The following is a 21,242-nucleotide window of genomic DNA, read 5'->3' as shown; positions in this document are numbered from 1 at the left end:
CCCTTTTCGGAGCGCTACGATAGACAATGATTACCAGAAAGCAACCGGTTTTAAACTGGTATTATCTTTGTAGCTCGAAGACAAAATCGTAGACCTCGCCCTTGTAGCGGGTCTCGCAAAACTCGACGATCTCTCCGTCGGCGAGAAAGCAGCGCCGCTCGGTCGTCAGGATCGGCGCACCCGGCTCGCAGCGCAGATGCTGCGCATCCTCCGGCGAGGCGGCACGCGCGCGCATGCGCTGAACGGCGCGCTTCGGAAGGAAACCGCGTTCGGCAAGCGCTTCGTAGAGGGAATCGCCGACGAGCGAAGGCGAGGGGAGGAAGCGAACCGGCACGGCGGCGTGTTCGACGGCGATCGGAGCGCCATCGGCGGTGCGCACGCGGCGCATACGCAGGACCTGCGCATTGGCCGATATACCGAGCGCCATCATTTCGGCCGGTGACGGACGGGTTAACTGCTTGGAAATCCAGATGCAGCCCGGTTCCATGCCGCGAGCACGCAGATCTTCGGAGAAGCTGGTAAGGGTGGAAAGCGACTTTTCGACACGCGAGCCGATCTCGCTGCGCGCACCTTGCCGCCGGCTCAACATGCCTTCCTCTTCCAGCATGGCAAGCGCTTTTCGAACCGTTACGCGTGAAAGGGAAAGGTTCTCGGCAAGCGAGCGCTCGCCCGGCAATACCGACCCGGATTTGAAGGCGTGGCTACGAATGGCGGCTTCGATGGCGCTCTTCAGCTGCTTGTAGAGCGGCATTCCTTGAGCGCCGGAAGCGAGCTCTTTCCTGACCAGTTCGACAATATCAGTTGCCAAGGCAATCTTTCCTTTGACGGCACGACGATGAAAAATATCGTCCTGTTCGATACTGGTATTATACTGTACAGGTTTTTACGGTCTGTCGAGACAGATAAAGGGCATACCGGTCCGCAAGTGCGGACCGGTATGCAGTTCGTATCAGGAGGCTAGAGCGCGGCGCTCTAGCGGTGCCGGCATGGCTTTGCCGGGAACACGCAAAGTTGTTTTCGCCGCAGCCCGAGAGGCGGCGGATGGAATATGGGTCGTATTGGTCTTCGTGGCTCCCAGCCAGCGAAGGATAGCGTCGAAGCCGGGCTGGGCGGCCCGCTTGAATTCCGGGCTCATTTCCTCGTCCATGCCGCAGAGCGAGGCAATTTCCTGGAAGTCCACGCGCCCTGCCCGAAGAGGGGGACGCGATTGGAAAACGATCAGGCCGATCATGAAGCCTTTGATATTCTCGAAGCTACGCGGCTGAAGTAGCGGCTGGAGCCGCATATCGCAAAAATCCGAAATCTTGCGCTGGAAAACATCAGAGGCAGAGCTTTTCTTTATGGGCATTATTCATTCCTTGCAGGCGACATCATCCAAAGGTCGGGATGTGGCCCGCTAAAGCACTCAGGTTAACGAAGCGCAAACAACCGACCGATTGGCCGCTTTCACTTCTACGATGCGCCGCTATTTGGCAAGTGAAAGATCGATCACGCTTCGGTCAGCGCCGTGTTTGGTACGGCGCGGCAACGCTTGGCCACAAAACCGCCAAGACCATGAAAAAACTGTAACTTGCCTCCCGCGCCATTGAGAGCGACATTTCCCTTGCGCCGGAATTATGAGGTGAAAGACATGTCAGTCTTGGAAATGCTGGTCAGACGCCGGATGCAGGAAGAATATGCCAAGGGTACATCGCCAGAGCGCATAACCCGGCTCCTGCAGGAATTCTTCAACGGGACAGAGGCCTCCCAAGCCGATGCGATCCCGCGCCGGACGTCCGATAATTCGTAAATAATATTGGCCGGCCTCATCAGCTTTTGCGAGGGCCGGCCGTTTGTCGAGGCGGACTAAAGCTTCAAGCCCGGTTTCTATTTTGCCTCATTCGATCCCGGCAGATTTTCGACGGCGGTCAGGATCTTGTAGACGGCGGAGACGCGTGCAGGGATCGGAAAGTTCCTGTTCGCCAGCAGCGCGATGCCGACTTGCCGGGCGGGAAAAAAGGCTACGTATGCGCCGAAGCCGTTCGTCGAACCCGTTTTATTCAGCAGGACATCCTTGCGCGGCTGTTGCGGCGGCTCGAGGCGGGTGACCTTGTGCGGCTCAAGTGCCATGTCGGATGAATTGCCGGCGAGCAGTCGCGCGAGCGTCGTCGGATAGGCATAGATTTCCCAGCCCAGCGCCTGCGTCATGTTGTCGACGCGGTAATAGCCGACATGCGTCGCATCGACCGCTTGCTGAAGCGTGCCGTCGAGCTTCGCGTCGCCCATATTGGCTTCAAGAAAGGCAAGCATGTCTGAGGCCGTGGTTTTGATGCCATAGGCCGGCGTGTCGAGCACGCCGGGATTGACGCGGATCGGCTTGTCTTGCTTTGAATATCCATAGGCATAGTTGCCCATCTCTGACGGCGGAACGCGGACATAGGTGTGGGTCAGGCCGAGGCCGTTAAGGATCTTTTCCTGCATAAGCGCATCGAACGGCTGGCCCATAGCCTGACCGGTCAGATAGCCGAACAGGCCGATGCTGGGGTTGGAATACTGCCGGTACGTGCCCGGTGCGAAGGAAGGATGCCAGTTGCGATAGTAGGCAACCATCTTGTCCTGATCCGTCACGCTATCGGGAAATTGCAGGGGCAGTCCGCCTGCCGCGTATGTGCCGAGATCGAGGAGGCTGACCTTGTCGAAACTGGTGCCCATGAGCTCAGGCATATACTTCGTCGCCTTGTCGGACAAAGACAGCTTTCCGCTGATCTGGGCATAGGTGCCGAGTGTGGCCGCGAAGGTCTTGCTGATAGAGCCAAGCTCGAAGATCGTGTCGTTCGTGACCTTCTGGCCGTTCTCCTTCGAGGCGAGGCCATAGTTGAAGATGTAATGCTTGCCCTTGACGGTGATCGCGATTGCGATGCCCGGCACGTCGTTTTCCTTCATGAGCGGGCGAATAGTCTCGTTGACGGCACGCTCCAGCTGATCCCGGTCATTGTCTTCGGCGGCATGGACGCCGATCCCATAAAAGATGCAGCCCGCGATTATGCCGAGCTTCTGCAGCGAATTGGAACGTATATTCAAGATGATATCCTCATTATGATGATCGGCCGTGCCGGATTGTGCGGTGGAAAGGGAGATGGGGCTGGAATTCATATCGTCGCGGCGATGCGGCCAATTTCGGCGATGATGGCGTTGCGTTCGTCGGCTGCGATCGCCGGTATTTCGCAATAGGCCGTGACGATGATGGGCGCGCGGTTTGATGGCCACAGAACTGCAATGTCATTGGCATTGCCGTCTTTGTCGCCGTTCGTGCCGGTCTTGTCACCGGCCAGCCAATTCTTCGGAAGACCGGCACGCAATCGGGTATCGCCTGTCCTGTTGGTCATCAGCCAGGCGGCCAGCTGCAATCGCGAAGCCGGCGACAACACATCGGTGAACAGAAGCCGTCGCAGGTTTTCCAGCATGGCCGCCGCCGTTGTTGTATCGCGCTGGTCGTCTGGCGTATCGTGATAGTTCAGTTCCGGCTCAAGGCGGTCGAGGTGGGTAATTTCGTCGCCAAGGCTGCGGCAGAAGGTTGTCAGTGCTCCTGGCCCGCCGAAGCTTGCAAGCAATAGATTGCCGGCGGTATTGTCGCTAAGCGTCATCATTGCCGCGCAGAGTTCCGCGATGGTCATGCCGCCCTTACCTACATTCGCCTTCGTCGCTGGCGAGCTGTCGACAAGATCGCGTTCCGTATAATGAACGCGCCGGTCGAACTTCTCTTCGCCCTTATCGACGCGTGCCAGCACCAGGGCGGCCGCCAGCGTCTTGAAGGTGCTGCATATCAGGATGCGCTCGCCAGGCCGGTGTTCGATGCGCTTGCCGCTTGCCATGTCGAGAACGCTGACGCAGATGCGGCCTGGATGCTTGCTTTCGAGTGCGGCAAGCTGTGCCTCACCCGCATTCTCGTCTGCAGTGCGTCCAACCGCGCTGATCCCTGCCAGAACAGGCAGCGCAAGCAAGCTGCCGGCAAGACTTTGCCGGCGCGACAGTAAGATCGTCATCTTTTTTCCACTTCGATTTATGTTGGGCAGAGGTGCGCCTATCAGGCCCTCGTGGACGTCATTGAGGTCTGGCAAATCACCCTGCGAGGCGGACTATGGCTCCGCTTCCTGCCCTAGACAAACGATCAATTCTGCGCTTAGACATGAGAAAAACTTGGCCTTAGGACACAAATGGACATCTCACAGCTGCCGTTGAATGCTCTTAGGGTTTTCGAGGCATCGGCGCGCCATTGCAGCTTTACGCGGGCCGGACTGGAACTCCGGGTCACCCAGACGGCTATCAGCCATCAGGTCAAGGCGCTGGAGGACGTGCTTGGCGTGACCCTCTTCAAGCGCCTGCCGCGCGGCCTTGCCCTGACCGATGAGGGACACGCGCTGCTGCCGGTGCTGACCGATGCCTTTCGCCGCATGAGCGCCACGCTCAGCCAGCTGGAGGAGGGGAACTTTGCCGAAATCCTGACGGTCGGCGTCGTCGGCACCTTTGCCATCGGCTGGTTGCTGCCGCGCCTCGGGGGCTTCAAGGCGCTGCATCCGCATGTCGATCTGCGCCTGAAAACAAATAACAATCGCGCCGATATGGTGCTCGACGGGTTGGATTTCTTTCTGCGCTTCGGCGACGGCGCCTGGCATGGGACCGAGGCGATCCACCTTTTGGATGCGCCGCTTTCTCCGGTCTGCACGCCGGCGCTTGGGGAAAGGTTGCGCACGCCTGCCGATCTCGCCGATGTCGAGCTGTTGCGCTCTTATCGGCTCGACGAATGGTCGCTCTGGTTCAGGGCTGCGGGTCTGCAGCCTCCTCATCTGCGGGGCTGGATGTTCGATTCCTCACTGACACTCGTGGAAGCTGCGGCACGCGGCGTGGGCGTCGCGCTCGTGCCAGTGGCGATGTTCTCGCACGACATCGAGACCGGGCGCATCATGCAACCGTTCACAATGACCGCGACGACCGGAAGCTACTGGCTGACGCGATTGAAATCGCGGGCAGAGACGGCGTCGATGAAAACGTTTCGGCAGTGGCTGCTTGCGGAAATCGAGGAGATGCCTGGGTGACACGCAACCTAAAACGGCCCCGGACGTGCGTCCGGAGCTATTTGCAATGAATTGGCTTTTATGGCCGTGAAGGCGGCTAAGCTCGGCGGCTTCAGCTTGCGAGTTTCAACCTCACGGCGCCCGTCCGCGTGCCAGAGCGCACCGTCTTGAACCGGCCAACCAGACCAGCAAGTTCGTTGCTGATATCGGCGAGGTGCCGGGTCGAGGCGTTGGTTTCCTCCATCAACGCGACGTTCTGTTGCGTCATTTGGTCCATGTTGCGGACGGCGGAGTTGATCTCGCTGATGCCGACGGCCTGTTCCTGCGTTGAGCGGGCGATGGCACCGACATTTCTGTCGATGGAGGCGACCTGATTGCCGATCAAGGACAACGCTTCGCCGGTCCGGTGGACCAGCTCGACGCCGCGACGGACGTCGTTCGACGACCTGTCGATCAGATTCTTGATCTCCTTGGCGGCCGTTGCCGAACGCTGGGCCAGTTCGCGGACTTCCTGGGCGACGACGGCAAAGCCCTTGCCCTGTTCGCCGGCTCTTGCCGCTTCGACGCCAGCGTTCAATGCCAGAAGGTTGGTCTGGAAGGCGATATCGTCGATGACGGAAATGATGTCGGTCATCTTGCGGGAGGAGGTTTCAATATCGCCCATGGCCGAAACGGCTTGCTGGACGACTTCGCGGGAGCGCTCTGCCTCGGAGGCGGATTCCTTGACGATTGCTTGGACTTCGCGCGTTCGCTCTGCGGTCTGCTCGGAGATCGTGGTGATCTGGTCGATCGCCGCCGCACTTTCCTCAAGCGCTGACGCCTGTTGCTCCGTGCGCCGCGCCATGTTGTCAGCGGCGGAAGAAATGGACCCGGCTTCGTCGCGAACGCGGGTCACCGAATCCTCTATGCGCTGCATCGCCGTGCCGAGAGAGGCGAGTGACTCATTGTAGTTGCTTTTCAGAACTTCGAATTCGGTCGAAAGGGCGTCGGTGATGTCAGCCGTCAGGTCGCCGTTCGCAAGGCCGTTCAGCGCCAAGCCGAGCGCATTGAGCGCGCGCTCCTGCTCGCGCTGTGCTGCGGCCCGCTCGGCTTCGGCGCGATCGCGTTCGTCGGCAAGCACCTGCAGATAGACGGAAATGCCGTAATCCATGTCGAGGAGTGCGGCCTTGACGATAGCCGACAGCCGGCGCGACAGGGCCTGCTCGTGCTTGCGATGCATGAAGCCTGACAGCTGCTGCGCGACGATCGAGCGGACCATGCCTTCGAGAATCAGGGCGTAGCCGCCGATATACCAGCGCGGCTCGAGCCCGAGGCGGGCATGGGTCCTGCCGACGGCAGAGACGGCCTCGACATAATCGGGACCGTATTTGCCCGAGGCAATCGTCTTCCAATGATCCTGCTGCTTGGATTTCGCATGTGCCACATGCTGCTGCGACGAGAAAAACTTCGACATTGCCGGATGTTTGGCGATCTTCTCGTAGAAGGTGTCGAGAGAGCCCTTGACGGCGGCTTCGATGGTCGGCTGCAGCTCCGAGAGAGCTTGCCGGGCATCTTGCCCCAGTCCAACAAAGTCGAGCCGATCGTTCAACTCGTCCATTTTCGATGCGCGCACCATAGTCTGCTCCAAGAAAGAAATTACAAGCAGTTAGGGCATGGGTATGGTTAAGAATCTATTAGATTTTCAGCCGATTTTCGCGGCAAGATTGTCGCAGCTTCACATGGTCAGGTTGCAGCCTTTTGCGCCTTGCAATGTTATTGCCCGTCTTGCCGGCTTCTGTTACAGACTGGCCGTCACTACATATTTCGTCGTGGAGCAATTGGCATGGGGAACTCCAAGTCAGCAGATAGATAAGCCGCAACAGCTTTTGTTGTTGCGGCGTGCTGTCGATCTCATTGCAATTGAAGCCACTGGCAGGCGCCGCCCGAACTCTCTTTCGAGCGGAAATTTCTCATGTCTGACATGCGCCCGTCCTGGGCCTATACGCTGCCGGCAGCGCTCTTGCTGATGGCGCCTTTCGATATTCTCGCCTCGCTGGCTATGGATATCTATCTTCCTGTCGTGCAGTCGATGCCCGACATTCTCGACACGACGCCTGCGGTGATCCAGCTGACGTTGAGCCTCTATATGATCATGCTCGGTCTCGGGCAGGTCCTGTTCGGTCCGCTTTCGGATCGCATCGGCCGGCGTCCCGTCCTGCTTTCGGGCGCGGTTCTCTTTGCCGTTGCCTCTCTTGGAGCGACCTTGTCATGGAGCGCTTCCGCCTTCGTGCTTTGCCGCCTGCTGCAGGCCACAGGCGCTTCCGCTGCGTTGGTCGCGACCTTTGCGACTGTGCGGGATGTCTATGGCAATCGTCCGGAGCAGGCCATTATCTATGCCACATTCGGCTCGATACTGTCCTTCGTCCCAGCGCTCGGCCCTATCGCAGGGGCCATGATTGCCGATCAGTTCGGATGGCGCGCCATCTTCATGTTGCTCGCAATCATGGCCTTGATGGCTATTCTTCCCGCAATGGTGAAGTGGCACGAAACAATGCCTACGGTCACGACCGGACCACGCCGTTCCGTCCGGCTGATTTTCACCAGCCGGCCGTTCTGGACCTATACGCTGGCTTTCAGTGCGAGCATGGGCACGTTCTTCGTGTTCTTTTCGACTGCTCCGCGCGTGTTGATCGGTCAGGCCGGCTATTCCGAGCTTGGTTTCAGCGTCGCATTTGCAACGGTTGCCGTCGTGATGATCGTCGTCACGCGCTTTGCCGGATCGTTTGTCGGGAAATGGGGCGTCGCAGGCTGTACCGCACGGGGCATGTTGCTGCTTCTTGTCGGTGCCGCAGCGCTTGCTTTCGGTCAGTTATACGGCTCGCCGTCCTTTGCAAGCTTCGTGCTGCCGATGTGGATCATGGCGGTCGGCATTGTCTTCGCCGGAGCGGTTACGGCGAATGGCGCGCTGGCGGAATTTGACGACATAGCCGGATCGGCCGTCGCGTTTTACTTCTGCATTCAAAGCCTGATCGTCAGCGTTGCCGGAACTTTGGCGGTTACCGTGCTGAATGGCGATAGCGCATGGCCGCTTGTCGCCTTCTCGACGCTGATGGCGTTGCTGGTGCTAATGGCATTACGCCTGTTGCAATGTGGTAATGCCCCGGCTTAACTCGCCGAGCGCGCGCACTTCAGGGGATCAAGCCTAACGCCGTCGCCCGCGAAGAAGGCTAGCTTCTTCGCGGGCGATCGACTTCGTTTGTAGCATTTGCTGTTTCATGCGAACGTGTGCCGCGGATGCCTGATCGGCATCCCGGCATTCGTGACCGCGTTAACGCCACCCCAGCGCTGGCGCCACATGGGTCAAGATCGACTCGATGACATGGGCGTTGTAATCGACCCCGAGCTGGTTCGGCACGGTCAGCAGCAACGTATCCGCGGCGGCGATCGCTTCGTCCTTCGCCAGTTGTTCGATCAGCACATCCGGCTCGGCGGCATAGCTGCGGCCGAAAATCGCGCGCGTCTTCTCATCGATGAAGCCGACTTTGTCGTCATCCTTGCCGCTGCTGCCGAAGTAGGCACGGTCGAGATCGTTCACCAGCGCGAAGATGCTGCGGCTCACGGAGACCCGTGGTTCGCGCTTATGCCCGGCCTCTTTCCAGGCCTCGCGATACGCCCTGATCTGATCGGCTTGCTGAACGTGGAAGGGCAGGCCGCTTTCATCGTCCTTCAGCGTCGAGCTTTGCAGGTTCATGCCGAGCTTTGCCGCCCATACGGCCGTGGCGTTGGAGCCGGCACCCCACCAGATGCGCTCGCGCAGGCCCTCGGAATAGGGCTCCAGGCGCAGCAGGCCGGGCGGATTGGGGAACATCGGCCGCGGATTCGGCTGTGCGAAGCCTTCGCCGCGCAAGAGATCGAGCAGCACTTCCGTATGTCTACGACCCATATCGGCGTCACTTTCCCCTTCCATCGGTGCATAGCCGAAGTGGCGCCAGCCATCGATAACCTGTTCCGGCGAGCCGCGGCTGATGCCGAGCTGTAGACGTCCGCCGGCGATGAGGTCGGCCGCGCCTGCGTCCTCGGCCATGTAGAACGGGTTCTCATAGCGCATGTCGATGACGGCGGTGCCGGTTTCGATGCGGCTGGTCTTGGCGCCGACCGCAGCCAGCAGCGGAAAGGGCGAGGCGAGCTGGCGCGCGAAATGATGCACGCGAAAATAGGCGCCGTCTGCGCCCAACTGTTCCGCCGCGACGGCAAGATCGATCGACTGCAGCAGCGTGTCGGCCGCCGAGCGTGTCTGCGATTGGGGTGAGGGCGTCCAGTGGCCGAAGGAAAGGAAACCGATCTTCTTCATGATACCATCCTACTGTATCCTGTTAGCACGGCCCGATATTGCGTCATGCACACCGAGGCAGATCCAGCCGAACAATATATGTCGTTGCCTGCCTCTTGCTGCCATGGCTCGCAAAAGCCGTAGGTTCAGGCGCGTATATGTGCACGGATGCAGCCGGATGGAACAGCGCAATCTGTGAACTGACCGTCAACGGTGCCAGACGCGCTGGAAATGGGTGAGCCCTTGACTATTCTGTGGATTCAGTTTGCACGCTCTGGATGCAGCGGCTTCGCCCCCGACGCCAAGGATCAGAAGATCTTGCGATAGAAGAAACGCTTCATGCCTCTCGGATAATTCTCGAGCGTGCCGAAGCGCTCATAGCCCTGACGCTCATAGAAGCCGGGCGCTTGAAAACTGAACGTGTCGAGCCATATGCCGACGGCGCCTTTTGCCTTGATGATCTCCTCCGCTTCACGGATCAGCTTCGATCCGAAATCCGCGCCTCGCAGGCTTTCGGGGACGAAAAGCAGTTCTATAAAGGCCCAGTCGAAATAGAGCTGCGCCCAAAGGCCGCCGACGATATCGCCCGTTTCGTCGCGGAGGACGACGGCGATCGGCTCGTAATTCTCATTACCCGCTCTTGCCGTATTGAAGGCGTCCAGAGGCGTAAGAATGGCACGGCGGTCGGCGTCGGACGGATTGTCCAGGACTGAAATGGTGGCGCTCGACATGGTTGCAATTTCCTCCGGCATAGTTTCCCGCGCGTCTTCTAACATGAACAAATTTTAAGGAACACATTAACAATCGGATAACGCACCGCACCGAAACTGCCGCGTGTGTGAGTGCTTCTCTCGCTTTCAACGTCCTTGAAACAAGAAATGGCAGGAAACTATGTTTGCTAGAAAATTCGCCCCCGCTCTGGTCTTCGTCGCATTCGGCGCCGGTATTGCGCATGCGGAAGTGCCCGTCCGTATCGATCAGTTCGATCATTGGGGCGCGTATTCTTATAAATCGGGCGACAGCGTCAGCTGCTACGTTCTATCGCGGCCGGTCGCGCAGCAGCCCGCCAGCGTCGACCATGGCGACAACTTCTTCATTGTCTCGCGCCTGTCCCCCGGCGACAAATTGGTTCCCGAAGCCGCAATGGGCTACGACTTGAAAGACGGCGCGCAGATGACGGCGACGGTCGGCGACAAGACATTCCCGATGTTTACGAAAGACCGGCATGGCTGGGTGAGGAACGAGGGGCAGGAACCGACCATGGTGAGCGCTATGAAGGGCGGCGCCCAGCTTCAGTTGCAGGCAACCTCCAAGCGCGGCACCGAGACGAGCTATTCCTATTCGCTCTCCGGTATTACGGCTGCTTTGAAGCGGATAGAGACGTGCAAGTAAGTCGATCGGCATCCGAAACCCGATCCAGGATTTCCTCGCGACGAATTATGTAGCGGATCAGCCGACTGGCACCTTCTTATGCTGTGGAGAAAGCGCCAGTCGGACTTTCGGACCGATATCTCTTGTGAAATCAAAAATCCTGATATAAATGAAACCTGTTGATGGGGCATTCAGGATTTAAATGAAGCGCGGCTTTCTGACAATTTATGCGGGTGAGAACGCGGCGGTCTTCAGGGCACTTTCGGCGCCGGCGCGCGTCGATATGCTGAAATTGCTCTGTGCCAAAGGCTCGTTGAACGTCAACGAGATCGCCCGGGAGCTGGATCTGCCGCAATCCACCGTCGCGACGGGAATCATGATCCTGGAGGAAGCAGGTCTGGTCGAAACCAAGGCCGCGAAAGCACGCAAGGGCTACCAGAAGATCTGCACCGCGCTTTACGACGAAATCCTTTTGAGTTTTGAGGACCAGGCCTTCAAGCACGATGAGGACGTGATCGAAGTGGCCATGCCGATCGGCCTCTATACGAGTTGCGAGACGCACGCGCCATGTGGCCTGTGTTCCACCGAGGGCGTGATCGGGCTGCTCGATGTTCCCGACTATTTTCTCGATCCGCAGCGCATGCAGACCGGCCTTCTCTGGTTCGGCCGCGGCCATGTCGAATATAAATTCCCGAACAATGCCAAGATCTTGAACCGGAATGTCAATGCCATCGAGTTCTCGATGGAGCTGTCTTCCGAGGTGCCCGGCACCAATCCGGATTGGCCGTCCGACATCACGGTCTGGGTCAACGGCGTCGCTGTCGGCACATGGACCTCGCCCGGCGACTACGGCGACAAGCGCGGTGCCTTCACGCCAAGCTGGTGGAAGCTCGAGGGTTCGCAATACGGCAAGCTGAAGACCTGGAGAATCTCGAAGAAAGGCACGTTCATCGATGGTGTGGCCGCTTCCGACTTGACGATCGATGATCTCGCCATTGGCCAGCATTCGTCGATTCGTCTGCGAATTGGCATCGCCGAGGATGCGCGCAACACCGGCGGTATCAATATTTTTGGCCGCGGTTTCGGCAATTACGGCCGCGATATCCTGATGCGCATCGACTTGGCGCAATAATATCAATTAATTTGATATATAACATACGATCGGCGCAAAATTCCGATAAGTCATATTTTTTATAAGTAATTGTTTTTGTAAGGTATTATCTTTGCCTGTACGCCTCTTTGCTGCGGTTTCGACATGGCTCTCCACTTCGACTGCGTTGACGGCACCCCAAAAGTGTATCAAGATCAAGGTATAAGAACGAAATATATGATATATATGGGAGGAAGGCCGTGAAGGCGCATGTGATCGTCCACCGTGATTTCCGAATTGCCGACATTGACGACCGGCTTTACAGCGCTTTCCTTGAGCATCTGGGCAGAGCAATCTATGGCGGCATCTACGAGCCCGGCCACGCGACCGCCGACGAGCATGGCTTCCGCAAGGACGTGATCGAGTTGGTGCGCGAACTCAACGCGCCCTATACCCGCTATCCCGGCGGCAACTTCGTCTCCGCCTACAATTGGGAAGACGGGGTGGGGCCTCGTTCCGAGCGGCCGGTTCGCCTGGATCTGGCTTGGCGGACGCGCGAGAGCAACCAGATCGGCGTCAACGAATTCGTCGATTGGTGCAAAAAGGCCAATACCAAGCCGATGCTCGCCGTCAATCTCGGCTCGCGCGGGCTGGATGCGGCGAGAAACTTCCTCGAATACTGTAATCATCCGGGGGGCACCTATTGGTCGGATCTGCGCCGCAAGCACGGCTGGTCCGATCCGCATGACGTGAAGCTCTGGTGCCTTGGCAATGAAATGGATGGTCCCTGGCAGGTGGGTCACAAGTCCGCCTACGAATATGGACGCCTGGCAGACGAGACCGCCAAGGCCATGCGCGGCTTCGACAAGTCACTCGAACTGGTCGTTTGCGGCTCGTCCAATTCCGACATGAAGACCTATCCCGATTGGGAAGCGCAGGTTCTCGACCAATGCTACGACAGCGCCGATCACATCTCGCTGCATATGTATTTCGCTAATCGCGAGCGAAATACGCTGAACTATCTCGCCAAGGCAGAGAAGCTCGATCGCTATATCGTCACCATCGGCGGCGTGATCGATTATATCAAGGCGAAGAAGCGCTCGAAGAAGACGATCGGCATTTCCTTCGATGAGTGGAATGTCTGGTATCACTCCAACCAGCAGGACAAGGATATCCTTGCTCGCAACGAATGGCCGGATGCGCCGCATCTGCTTGAGGATGTCTATAACTTCGAAGATGTGCTGCAGGTCGGCGGCATCCTTAACACGTTCATTCGCCGTTCCGATCGGGTGCGGATTGCCTGCATCGCCCAGCTCGTCAACGTGATCGCGCCGATCATGACGGAAGATGGCGGCCCGGCATGGCGCCAGACCATCTATTATCCGCTGTATTTCGCCTCGAAATATGGTCGAGGCTACGCGCTGCGTCTCATCACCGACGGCCCGACCTATGACAGCGACGAGGCTGATGATGTGCCCTATCTCGATGTGTCGGCGGCCCATGATGAACTCGGCAACATGGTCACGCTGTTTGCCGTCAATCGCCACCCCGACAGTTCGCTCGATCTCGATACTCGTCTTGAAGGCTTTGCCGGCGCCCGCGTGGTCGAACAGCATGAGATGGTCCACAGCGATCTGCGGGCTGTCAACACGGCGACGCAGCCGAATGCCGTCGTCCCGACCCAAACCGGCGATGCCAAGATCGAGGATGGGCGGCTGCGCGCAACGTTGAAGCCGCTCTCCTACACGGTGATCCGACTGGCGGTGTGATGCTGGCGGCCGGGCCGGTATGTGCCCGGCGGTGACAACGGTCGAAAGGTCGCGAGGAGGCGACTGCCGGCCCGTTGCAGACCCGGACTGCCGCGCAAGGCTTGCGTGGTCGGCCGGGGAAGAGGGTGAAAGTCGTGGTTTGCTCCCCTTTGCCTGGGTGCGCTGCGCAATCGACAAAAATGGGAGGAGATCATGCAGCAGTGGAAGAAGCTTGCCTTCGGTGTCGCACTGGCCACGTTCGGCCTCATCGCGGCTGCCCAGGCTCAGGATTATACCGCCTTGCCTCGCAAGGAGACCTTGATCGTCGAGAATCCAGAGGGAACGATCAAGAATCCGGGTTGGTTCAACATCTGGGTCAACGGCGGCGGCGGTGTTTCGACCGGCCTCCAGCAACTGACCATGGATACGCTTTGGTATATCGACCCCGAAAAGGGCTTGGGCGGCTCGGCCTGGGACAATTCGCTGGCTGCGGACAAGCCGCAATATAATGACGATTTCACCCAGATGACGGTGAAGCTGCGCAAGGGCATCTATTGGAGCGACGGCGTCGAATTCACCGCCGACGATGTGGTCTACACCGTCAAGACGCAGATGGACCATCCGGGCATGAACTGGAGCGCGGCCTTCTCGGTGCAAGTCGCAAGCGTTGAGGCTCCGGACCCCTACACCGTCGTCTTCAAGCTGAAGAAGCCGAATTCGCGCTTCCACTCGATTTTCACCGTTCGCTGGAACGGCGCCTGGATCATGCCGAAGCATGTCTTCGAAAAGGTCGCTGATCCGGTTCGCTACGATTTCGCCAATCCCGTTTCGCTCGGCGCCTACAAGCTGAAAGCCTTCGATCCGCAGGGCAAATGGTACACTTGGGAGAAGCGCGACGACTGGCAGCGCACCTCGCTTGCGCGCTTCGGCGAGCCGGCTCCGAAATATGTAAGCTATGTCGATCCCGGTCCGCCGGATAAGCGCACGATTGCGCAGCTTGAGCACAATCTCGATATCATTCACGACAACACGCCCGAAGGCATGTTCACGCTGAAGGAAAAGTCGAAGACGATCGAAAGCTGGTTCCCCGGCTTCCCCTTCGCTCATCCCGATCCGACGCTGCCGGCCGTGATTTTCAATACGCAGGACCCGCTGTTCCAGAATCCTGACGTACGCTGGGCGCTGGCTTTGCTCATCGATATCAAGGCTGTCGACATGGCAAGCTATCGCGGCGCAGCCACGCTATCTGCACTCGGCGTTCCGCCGACGGCAATCGCGATGACCGATTACCAGGCGCCGATGCAGGATTGGCTGAAGAATTTCGAGATCGATACCGGCAAGCGCAAGATCAAGCCTTACGATCCAACGATCGGCCAGCAGATCGCAGATATCCTGCGCAAGCAGCCGAAGTACAAGGATCAGATCCCGACCGATCCGGCAGCGATCAGCAACGCCTTCGGCTATGGCTGGTGGAAGCCTGATCCGCAGGCTGCGGCCGAGCTCCTGGAAAAGGCCGGCTTCAAGAAGGTGGGCGGCAAATGGATGACGCCCGCGGGCCAGCCGTTCAAGATCCGCCTGACGGTGGAAGGCGACACCCGCTCCGTCTTTACCCGTGCGGGAACTCTGATCGCCCAGCAATGGGCAGCCTTTGGGATCGACTCCAAGGCTGCGCCGTCAACGAACGTCTGGCAGGTGGGCTTGCAGCCTGGCGATTACCAGGTCGCTATCGCGTGGAGCGTCGAGACCTGGGGCGGCGATCCCGATCTGTCCTTCTTTCTCGACAGCTGGCATTCCGAATTCGTTGCCAAGAAAGGCGAGAACCAGGCGCCGCGCAACTGGCAGCGCTGGTCCAATCCGGAGCTCGACAAGATCATCGAAAACATCCGCCGCATCAGCGCGGATGATCCGAAGGGCATCGAACTCGGCAAGGACTATCTGAAACTGGTGGCACAGCAGATGCCAACCATTCCGCTGATGTCCTACAACGTCTTCACGTCGATGGATACGACCTACTGGAAGGGCTATCCAACCATATCAGACCCCTATACGGACCCCGTTCCCAATTGGGCGAATTCCCGGTTGATGATGGTCAAGTTGAAGCCGGCCCAGCCCTGATTTCTCCCGACCCTGATGCGGCAATCGCGGCATCAGGCACCTTTCGCCGGACACTAGGCACGTCCGGCGAATCTTTTCAATTGATGATGAAGAGCAAGCAGCGAGGAAGACGGCGGCATGACGTCCTATCCAGTTTTCGTATTGAAACGATTTGGCCAGTTTCTGCTCGTTGTCTTCCTCGGCATTTCCGCGACGTTCTTCATCACCCATATGACGCCGATCGATCCGGTCGCGGAAAGCATCGGCGCCATCCAGCAAATGGGCCAGTCCGATCCGCGTGCCGTCGAGCTGATGCGCCAGTCGCTGAGGGAACTCTACGGTCTCGAGGGCTCCATCTGGCAACAGTATCTGCATTTCTGGGGACGCCTTGCGACCGGCGATCTCGGGCCGTCGCTCTCGGCATTTCCGACGCCGGTTTCCGCCATCATCGCAAGGGCGCTGCCCTGGACGATCGGCCTGATGACCGTTTCCGTCATCATCACGTTCCTGCTCGGCAACATGATCGGCGCGCTCGCGGGCTATTATCGCAAGAGCATGGTGCTGAAGGCCGTCAGCCTCGTCTTCATCGCCATGCAGCCGATCCCCTATTACATCCTGGCATTCGTTCTCATCATTCTCTTTGGCTATATCTGGCCGATCCTGCCGATCAATGGCGGTTATGAGATGAATACCAATCTCAATCTCTCTGTCACACTGGTTCTCGATATCCTGCGGCACTCCATCCTGCCGGCGCTGTCCCTGATCCTTGTCGGGACGGGTGGTTGGCTGATCGGCATGCGCGCGCTCGTTTCCAACATCATCACCGAGGACTATGTCGTCTTCGCCGAGCTCGGCGGCGTACCGAAGCGCAAGATCCTGCGCTCCTATATCGCCCGCAATGCCATGGTCCCGCAGTTCACCGGTCTTGCCATGTCGCTCGGCGCCGTCTTCAACGGCACCGTCATCACCGAGATCGTTTTCGGCTATCCTGGTATCGGCAATCTCCTGATCTCGGCGGTGCATGCCGGCGACTACAGCCTTGTCTTGGGGCTGAGCGCGCTCTCGATTGTCGGCGTCGCCGCCGCCGTCTTCATCATCGACATACTGGGTCCTCTGATCGACCCGCGCATCAAGGTGGAGTAGGCCATGCTGACGATCGTTCGCGACCTTGCTCGCCAGAATATGGAATTCCTCTTCGGCCTCCTGCTGCTCGCCGTCATCGTGGGGCTGGTCATCCTGTCCTATTTCTCGCCCTATGGCCCTTCCGATCTTTATCTGCTACCGCCGGATATGCCGCCGGATGGGCAATATTGGCTGGGCACGACATCACGTGGGCAGGATGTGTTCTGGCAACTGACGACCGCACTCCGCAACACGCTTTATTTCGGCATTGGCGTCGCCTTCCTGTCTCGCGTCATCTCGCTGGCGGTGGGGCTCGTTGCGGGCTACGCCGGAGGGGTTGTCGATCGCGTCTTGATGGCGATCAACGACAGCATCATGGTCATTCCACAATTTCCGGTGCTCATCCTGTTCTATTTCGTGCTGAAGGACGAAATGACCTGGACGGTGCTCATCGTTGTCATGGCCTCGCTCGGCTGGTCCTATGATGCTCGCCTGATCCGCTCGGTGGCAATCAGTCTCAAGACGCGACCTTTCACCACGCAAAGCGTCTATTCCGGCATGAGCATGCGCAAGATTCTCATTCAGGAGCATCTGCCCTATGTGCTGCCGATCGTCTTTGCCACGACCATGAACAACATGATCTGGTCAATCGGCATGGAGATCACGCTCTCGGTGCTCGGGTTCACCGATATCGAGACGCCGACCATGGGCATGATGATCTATTGGGCCAATGCGCATTCGGCGCTGATCGCCGGAACATGGTGGTGGGTCGCAGCGCCGGTGGCGGCCATCGTGGTGCTGTTCATGGCGCTCTTCCTGCTGTCGATGTCGATGAACGAATACAACGACCCCCGCAGTCGTTTGAACCGGATGGGAGGCTAAGGGTATGGAGGCTGTCGTCGAGGTCAACAACCTCAAGGCCTACTATCGGGCCTTCCTTTACGGCGTCGATCGCGAGGTGCGCGCGGTGGATGATGTCAGCCTGTCGATCGGCCGCGGCGAGATCTACGGTGTTGCGGGTGAATCGAGCAGCGGCAAGACGACACTGATCAAGACGATCGCGGGCGCCATCCGGCCGCCGCTTCGCGTCGTTTCCGGTGCCGTCCAGTTTCATTTTAACGGCGGGACGCAGGATATTTACGCGATGACGCCTGAGCAGCGGGCGTCGCTTCGCTGGCGGCATCTGTCCTATATCATGCAGGGATCGATGAATGTGCTCAATCCCGTGCGGCGCATCCGGCACTCGTTCACGGATTTCGCCTTCCGCCATATGAAGGCCGATCGCGCCACCTTCTTCGACCGGGTTGGCGCTCATCTCCAGCGGCTGAAGCTCGACGCGCATCTCCTCGATGCCTATCCGCATGAATTGTCCGGTGGCATGCGCCAGCGCATGACGATCGCGCTTGCCACCATTCTCACGCCGGAATTCATCATTGCCGACGAGCCGACCACGGCGCTCGATGTCATCGTTCAGCGCGATGTGCTGTCGATGATCCGAGAGATTCAGCGCGAAATGGGCTCGTCCTTCCTCTTCGTTACCCATGACATGGGCGTTCACGCCGCCGTTTCCGATCGTATCGGCATCGTCTATGCCGGGCGTCTGGTGGAGGAGGCGCCGACGCGCAAGCTCTTTCAGATACCGCTGCATCCCTATACCCAGCATTTGGTCTCAAGCCTGCCGAGGATCGGTGATGCTTCGAAGCGGCCTTCGCTGGAAGGGCGTCCGCCCAATCTCGCCATGCCGCCGGAGGGCTGCCGTTTCCATCCGCGCTGTCCGAAACGCATGGATATCTGCAGTCGCGAAGCGCCGCCCATGGTAGCCGTCGAGCCGGATCGGCGTGTTGCCTGTTTTGCAGTGACGGGAGGCGCGCCATGAGCGATCTTCTTTCCCTTTCGCATGTCAGCAAGGTCTACCGGCAGGGCGGGATGCTCAGCCGCCGTCAGATCGTGGCGGTGAACGACGTCAGCCTGAGCCTGGGAGACGAGCCGGAGATCCTCTCCATCGTCGGCGAGTCCGGCTCGGGCAAATCCACCATCGCCTCCATGATCCTCGGCCAGACGGCACCGACATCAGGCGATCTCACTTTTCGCGGCAAGCCCGTCGCCGTTCACGGGCGATCCGAGCGGCGTGCCTTCATGCGCGAGGTGCAGCCGGTTCTTCAGAACCCGTTCGAAGCGTTCAATCCGCTTAAGAGGGTCGATCGATATCTCTTTGAAACAGCAAAAAGTTTTGCGCCTGATGGTATGCGGCCAAACCGGACCGATGTCGAGCGCATGGCCGACGAGGCACTTGCCCATATCGGCCTGACGCTTGCCGAGGTGAAGGGGCGGTTTCCGCATGAGCTGTCGGGCGGCCAGTTGCAACGAACGGCTATAGCACGGGCGCTCATCCCGCAGCCGCGGCTATTGGTGGCCGACGAGCCTGTCTCCATGGTCGACGCTTCGTTGAGAATGGCGATCGTCAATCTCTTCGGTCAGCTGAAGAGGGAGCTTGGGCTCTCGATTATCTACATCACGCATGATCTGGCGACCGCCTACTACATCAGCGATCGCATCATCATCATGAAGAAGGGCGAGATCGTCGAGCAGGGCGGCGCGCGCGCCGTTCTCGACAATCCGCAGCATCCCTATTCGCGGGCCTTGAAGGAAGCAGTCTTGTCCACCACGCCCGAGATGGAGCCGGCAGCGCTTGGCTGACCAGCGGGCATCAACGCGAGATTCGTGTTGAGAGAATGATGGACGACAGAGTGCGTTCGACGCCATCGATTGTGCCGATACCATCGATCAGCTGATCCAGTTGGGAGATCGACGGCGCGGCAATAATGGCGATCAGATCGAACGTGCCACTCACCGAATGAAGTGTCGTCACCTCCGGAATGGCATCCAGCGACGCCGTCACCGCCGACAGCGCTTTCGGCGCGATGGTGATCAGCACGTGCGCCCGAATGAGGCCGGACAAATAGGTCTCCGACAGCCGCACACCATAGCCTGAAATCACGCCTTCCCTCTCCAGCCGTTCGAGCCTGGCTTGAACTGTGGTGCGCGACAGCGACAGCTTCTTGGCGAGCGTCGCGACGGGCATGCGGGCGTTCTCGCCGAGCAAGGCGATCAATTCGCGGTCCTTATCGGTAACTTGCATGGCTATTCCTGCATTTTGCGAAATGATTTCGTCATTTTGTACAAATTCATACAACGAAATGCATTTTATGTCGCTATGAATCGTTCAATTCCTGCCTACACTTATAAAAATCTTATCAATGAAATGCAGGGGAGTCATATGAAAGACATAGTGGTAATCGGCGCAGGCAAGATCGGTGGGGCGATCGCTCTGATGCTGGCCGAAACGGGCGATTACAAGGTCGTTGTCGCCGACCGCAGCCAGGAACAGCTCGACAAGATCGATCGTCACCCTGCAATTTCCACGGCCGCCGTCGACATTTCCGACCGCGCCGGGCTCGTCGGCGTTTTGAAGGGCAAGTTCGCCGTATTGTCGGCAGCGCCGTTCCATCTCACAGGCTTCGTTGCGGAAGCGGCACTTGAAGCCGGCGTTCACTATCTCGATCTCACCGAAGACGTCGCGACGACTAAGAAGGTGGAAGAGCTGGCTCAGGGGGCAAACACCGCCTTCATCCCGCAGTGTGGTCTGGCGCCGGGCTTCATCTCGATCGTCGCCAATGATCTCGCCAAGCGCTTCGACAGCCTCGACAGCGTGCGCATGCGCGTCGGTGCGCTGCCTCAGTATCCGTCGAACGCTCTGAACTACAACCTGACCTGGAGCACGGACGGCCTGATCAACGAATATATCGAGCCATGCGAGGCGATCGTCGAAGGCAAGCTTGTCACCGTGCCGGCCATGGAAGAGCGCGAGGAATTCTCGCTCGACGGCGTCACCTATGAGGCATTCAATACGTCGGGTGGTCTCGGCACGCTCGCCAAGACGCTTTCCGGCCGCGTGCGCACGATGAACTACCGCACCATCCGCTATCCCGGTCATCAGGCCATCATCAAGGCGCTGCTCAACGACCTGAACCTCAAGAACCGCCGCGATGTGCTGAAGGATCTCTTCGAAAATGCGCTGCCGGCCACCATGCAGGACGTGGTCGTCGTTTTCGTCACCGTCTGCGGCTGGCGCGAAGGCCGCTACATGCAGGAGACCTATGCCAACAAGGTCTATGCCGGCATCGTTGCGGGCAAGAAGATGAGCGCGATCCAGATCACCACGGCCGCCGGCATCACCACCGTGCTTGATTTGCTGGCGCAGGGCAAGCTGCCCGCCAAGGGCTTTGTCTGCCAGGAAGAAATCGATTTCGGCGATTTCCTCGCCAATCGCTTCGGGCAGGTTTATAGCCTGGAGAAGATCAGGATGAGAGAAGCCGTCTAAGCGGCTATTTCCACTTACTATTTTCGAGATGTGGCGCCTTCGGGCGCCACATGTGTTTTGGCCGTTGGCAGCGGCT

General features: G+C 58.9%; 20 protein-coding genes. 12 read left to right on the top strand and 8 right to left on the bottom strand.

The window, feature by feature from the left end; genetic code table 11:
- Positions 1 to 61: 61 nt before the first annotated feature.
- Both BJ928_RS13285 and BJ928_RS13280 read right to left on the bottom strand, forming a co-directional pair.
- A complete protein-coding gene (locus BJ928_RS13285) occupies positions 62 to 751 on the bottom strand; it encodes a GntR family transcriptional regulator (protein ID WP_047630437.1) in 690 nt (229 codons plus the stop codon).
- Positions 752 to 949: 198 nt separating this feature from the next.
- The gene (locus tag BJ928_RS13280; protein WP_047629676.1) at positions 950 to 1,348 is read right to left on the bottom strand and encodes a hypothetical protein; all 399 of its coding nucleotides are present in this window, start codon (positions 1,346 to 1,348) and stop codon (positions 950 to 952) included.
- A gap of 282 nt (positions 1,349 to 1,630) precedes the next feature.
- Between BJ928_RS13280 and BJ928_RS38800 the strand changes: the two genes are divergently transcribed.
- On the top strand, positions 1,631 to 1,789 hold the full coding sequence (locus BJ928_RS38800; protein WP_183079406.1) for a hypothetical protein: 159 nt from the start codon (positions 1,631 to 1,633) through the stop codon (positions 1,787 to 1,789).
- Between the two features lie 77 nt (positions 1,790 to 1,866).
- On the opposite strand, the gene ampC is transcribed toward BJ928_RS38800, so the two are convergent.
- Together ampC and bla are read right to left on the bottom strand one after the other, a co-directional pair.
- Positions 1,867 to 3,060 carry a class C beta-lactamase gene (gene ampC / locus BJ928_RS13275; protein WP_245432296.1) on the bottom strand — a complete coding sequence of 398 codons (1,194 nt, stop codon included), beginning with the start codon at positions 3,058 to 3,060 and terminating at the stop codon, positions 1,867 to 1,869.
- Between the two features lie 68 nt (positions 3,061 to 3,128).
- Positions 3,129 to 4,022 (bottom strand): class A beta-lactamase, encoded by an 894-nt coding sequence (bla, locus tag BJ928_RS13270; RefSeq protein ID WP_047629674.1) that lies wholly within the window; start codon positions 4,020 to 4,022, stop codon positions 3,129 to 3,131.
- A 171-nt stretch (positions 4,023 to 4,193) separates the two neighbouring features.
- Here bla and BJ928_RS13265 point away from each other — a divergent pair, with 171 nt between their 5' ends.
- The gene (locus BJ928_RS13265; protein WP_047629673.1) at positions 4,194 to 5,072 is read left to right on the top strand and encodes a LysR family transcriptional regulator; all 879 of its coding nucleotides are present in this window, start codon (positions 4,194 to 4,196) and stop codon (positions 5,070 to 5,072) included.
- 91 nt (positions 5,073 to 5,163) lie between these two features.
- Here BJ928_RS13265 and BJ928_RS13260 read toward each other — a convergent pair whose 3' ends face one another.
- Entirely contained in the window at positions 5,164 to 6,666 is a 1,503-nt protein-coding gene (locus BJ928_RS13260) for a globin-coupled sensor protein (RefSeq protein ID WP_047629672.1), read from the bottom strand.
- Positions 6,667 to 7,002: 336 nt separating this feature from the next.
- Between BJ928_RS13260 and cml the strand changes: the two genes are divergently transcribed.
- The gene (cml, locus tag BJ928_RS13255; RefSeq protein ID WP_047629669.1) at positions 7,003 to 8,199 is read left to right on the top strand and encodes a CmlA/FloR family chloramphenicol efflux MFS transporter; all 1,197 of its coding nucleotides are present in this window, start codon (positions 7,003 to 7,005) and stop codon (positions 8,197 to 8,199) included.
- A 159-nt stretch (positions 8,200 to 8,358) separates the two neighbouring features.
- Here cml and BJ928_RS13250 read toward each other — a convergent pair whose 3' ends face one another.
- Positions 8,359 to 9,381: an LLM class flavin-dependent oxidoreductase gene (locus tag BJ928_RS13250; protein ID WP_047629667.1), complete on the bottom strand. Its 1,023-nt coding sequence runs from the start codon at positions 9,379 to 9,381 to the stop codon at positions 8,359 to 8,361.
- A gap of 287 nt (positions 9,382 to 9,668) precedes the next feature.
- Positions 9,669 to 10,091, bottom strand: coding sequence for a GNAT family N-acetyltransferase (locus BJ928_RS13245; protein ID WP_047630435.1), 423 nt, complete (start codon positions 10,089 to 10,091; stop codon positions 9,669 to 9,671).
- 160 nt (positions 10,092 to 10,251) lie between these two features.
- Between BJ928_RS13245 and BJ928_RS13240 the strand changes: the two genes are divergently transcribed.
- The 8 genes from BJ928_RS13240 to BJ928_RS13205 all read left to right on the top strand — a co-directional run bounded on the left by BJ928_RS13240 (position 10,252) and on the right by BJ928_RS13205 (position 19,482).
- Positions 10,252 to 10,752: an invasion associated locus B family protein gene (locus BJ928_RS13240; protein WP_047629665.1), complete on the top strand. Its 501-nt coding sequence runs from the start codon at positions 10,252 to 10,254 to the stop codon at positions 10,750 to 10,752.
- Between the two features lie 181 nt (positions 10,753 to 10,933).
- A complete protein-coding gene (locus tag BJ928_RS13235; protein ID WP_047629663.1) occupies positions 10,934 to 11,863 on the top strand; it encodes an ArsR family transcriptional regulator in 930 nt (309 codons plus the stop codon).
- A gap of 218 nt (positions 11,864 to 12,081) precedes the next feature.
- On the top strand, positions 12,082 to 13,590 hold the full coding sequence (locus BJ928_RS13230) for an alpha-N-arabinofuranosidase (protein ID WP_047629662.1): 1,509 nt from the start codon (positions 12,082 to 12,084) through the stop codon (positions 13,588 to 13,590).
- A gap of 192 nt (positions 13,591 to 13,782) precedes the next feature.
- Positions 13,783 to 15,684, top strand: a complete 1,902-nt coding sequence (locus tag BJ928_RS13225) for an ABC transporter substrate-binding protein (protein WP_047629660.1) — start codon at positions 13,783 to 13,785, stop codon at positions 15,682 to 15,684.
- Positions 15,685 to 15,801: 117 nt separating this feature from the next.
- Positions 15,802 to 16,806, top strand: coding sequence for an ABC transporter permease (locus tag BJ928_RS13220; RefSeq protein ID WP_047629658.1), 1,005 nt, complete (start codon positions 15,802 to 15,804; stop codon positions 16,804 to 16,806).
- Positions 16,807 to 16,809: 3 nt separating this feature from the next.
- Positions 16,810 to 17,667: an ABC transporter permease gene (locus BJ928_RS13215; RefSeq protein ID WP_047629656.1), complete on the top strand. Its 858-nt coding sequence runs from the start codon at positions 16,810 to 16,812 to the stop codon at positions 17,665 to 17,667.
- 4 nt (positions 17,668 to 17,671) lie between these two features.
- The gene (locus BJ928_RS13210; protein WP_047629654.1) at positions 17,672 to 18,661 is read left to right on the top strand and encodes an ABC transporter ATP-binding protein; all 990 of its coding nucleotides are present in this window, start codon (positions 17,672 to 17,674) and stop codon (positions 18,659 to 18,661) included.
- Positions 18,658 to 19,482: an ABC transporter ATP-binding protein gene (locus BJ928_RS13205; protein WP_047629652.1), complete on the top strand. Its 825-nt coding sequence runs from the start codon at positions 18,658 to 18,660 to the stop codon at positions 19,480 to 19,482. Before BJ928_RS13210 ends, BJ928_RS13205 begins: the two co-directional genes overlap by 4 nt.
- 10 nt (positions 19,483 to 19,492) lie before the next feature.
- Here BJ928_RS13205 and BJ928_RS13200 read toward each other — a convergent pair whose 3' ends face one another.
- A complete protein-coding gene (locus tag BJ928_RS13200) occupies positions 19,493 to 19,924 on the bottom strand; it encodes an Lrp/AsnC family transcriptional regulator (RefSeq protein ID WP_047629650.1) in 432 nt (143 codons plus the stop codon).
- 138 nt (positions 19,925 to 20,062) lie between these two features.
- Here BJ928_RS13200 and BJ928_RS13195 point away from each other — a divergent pair, with 138 nt between their 5' ends.
- Complete coding sequence (locus BJ928_RS13195; RefSeq protein ID WP_047629647.1) at positions 20,063 to 21,166, top strand: saccharopine dehydrogenase family protein; 1,104 nt, start codon at positions 20,063 to 20,065, stop codon at positions 21,164 to 21,166.
- The last annotated feature ends 76 nt before the right edge of the window (positions 21,167 to 21,242 follow it).

It is taken from the genome of Rhizobium sp. WW_1, from assembly GCF_003610155.1.
Taxonomy (GTDB): domain Bacteria; phylum Pseudomonadota; class Alphaproteobacteria; order Rhizobiales; family Rhizobiaceae; genus Rhizobium; species Rhizobium tropici_A.
This window is presented reverse-complemented; position numbering and strand designations above follow the sequence as displayed.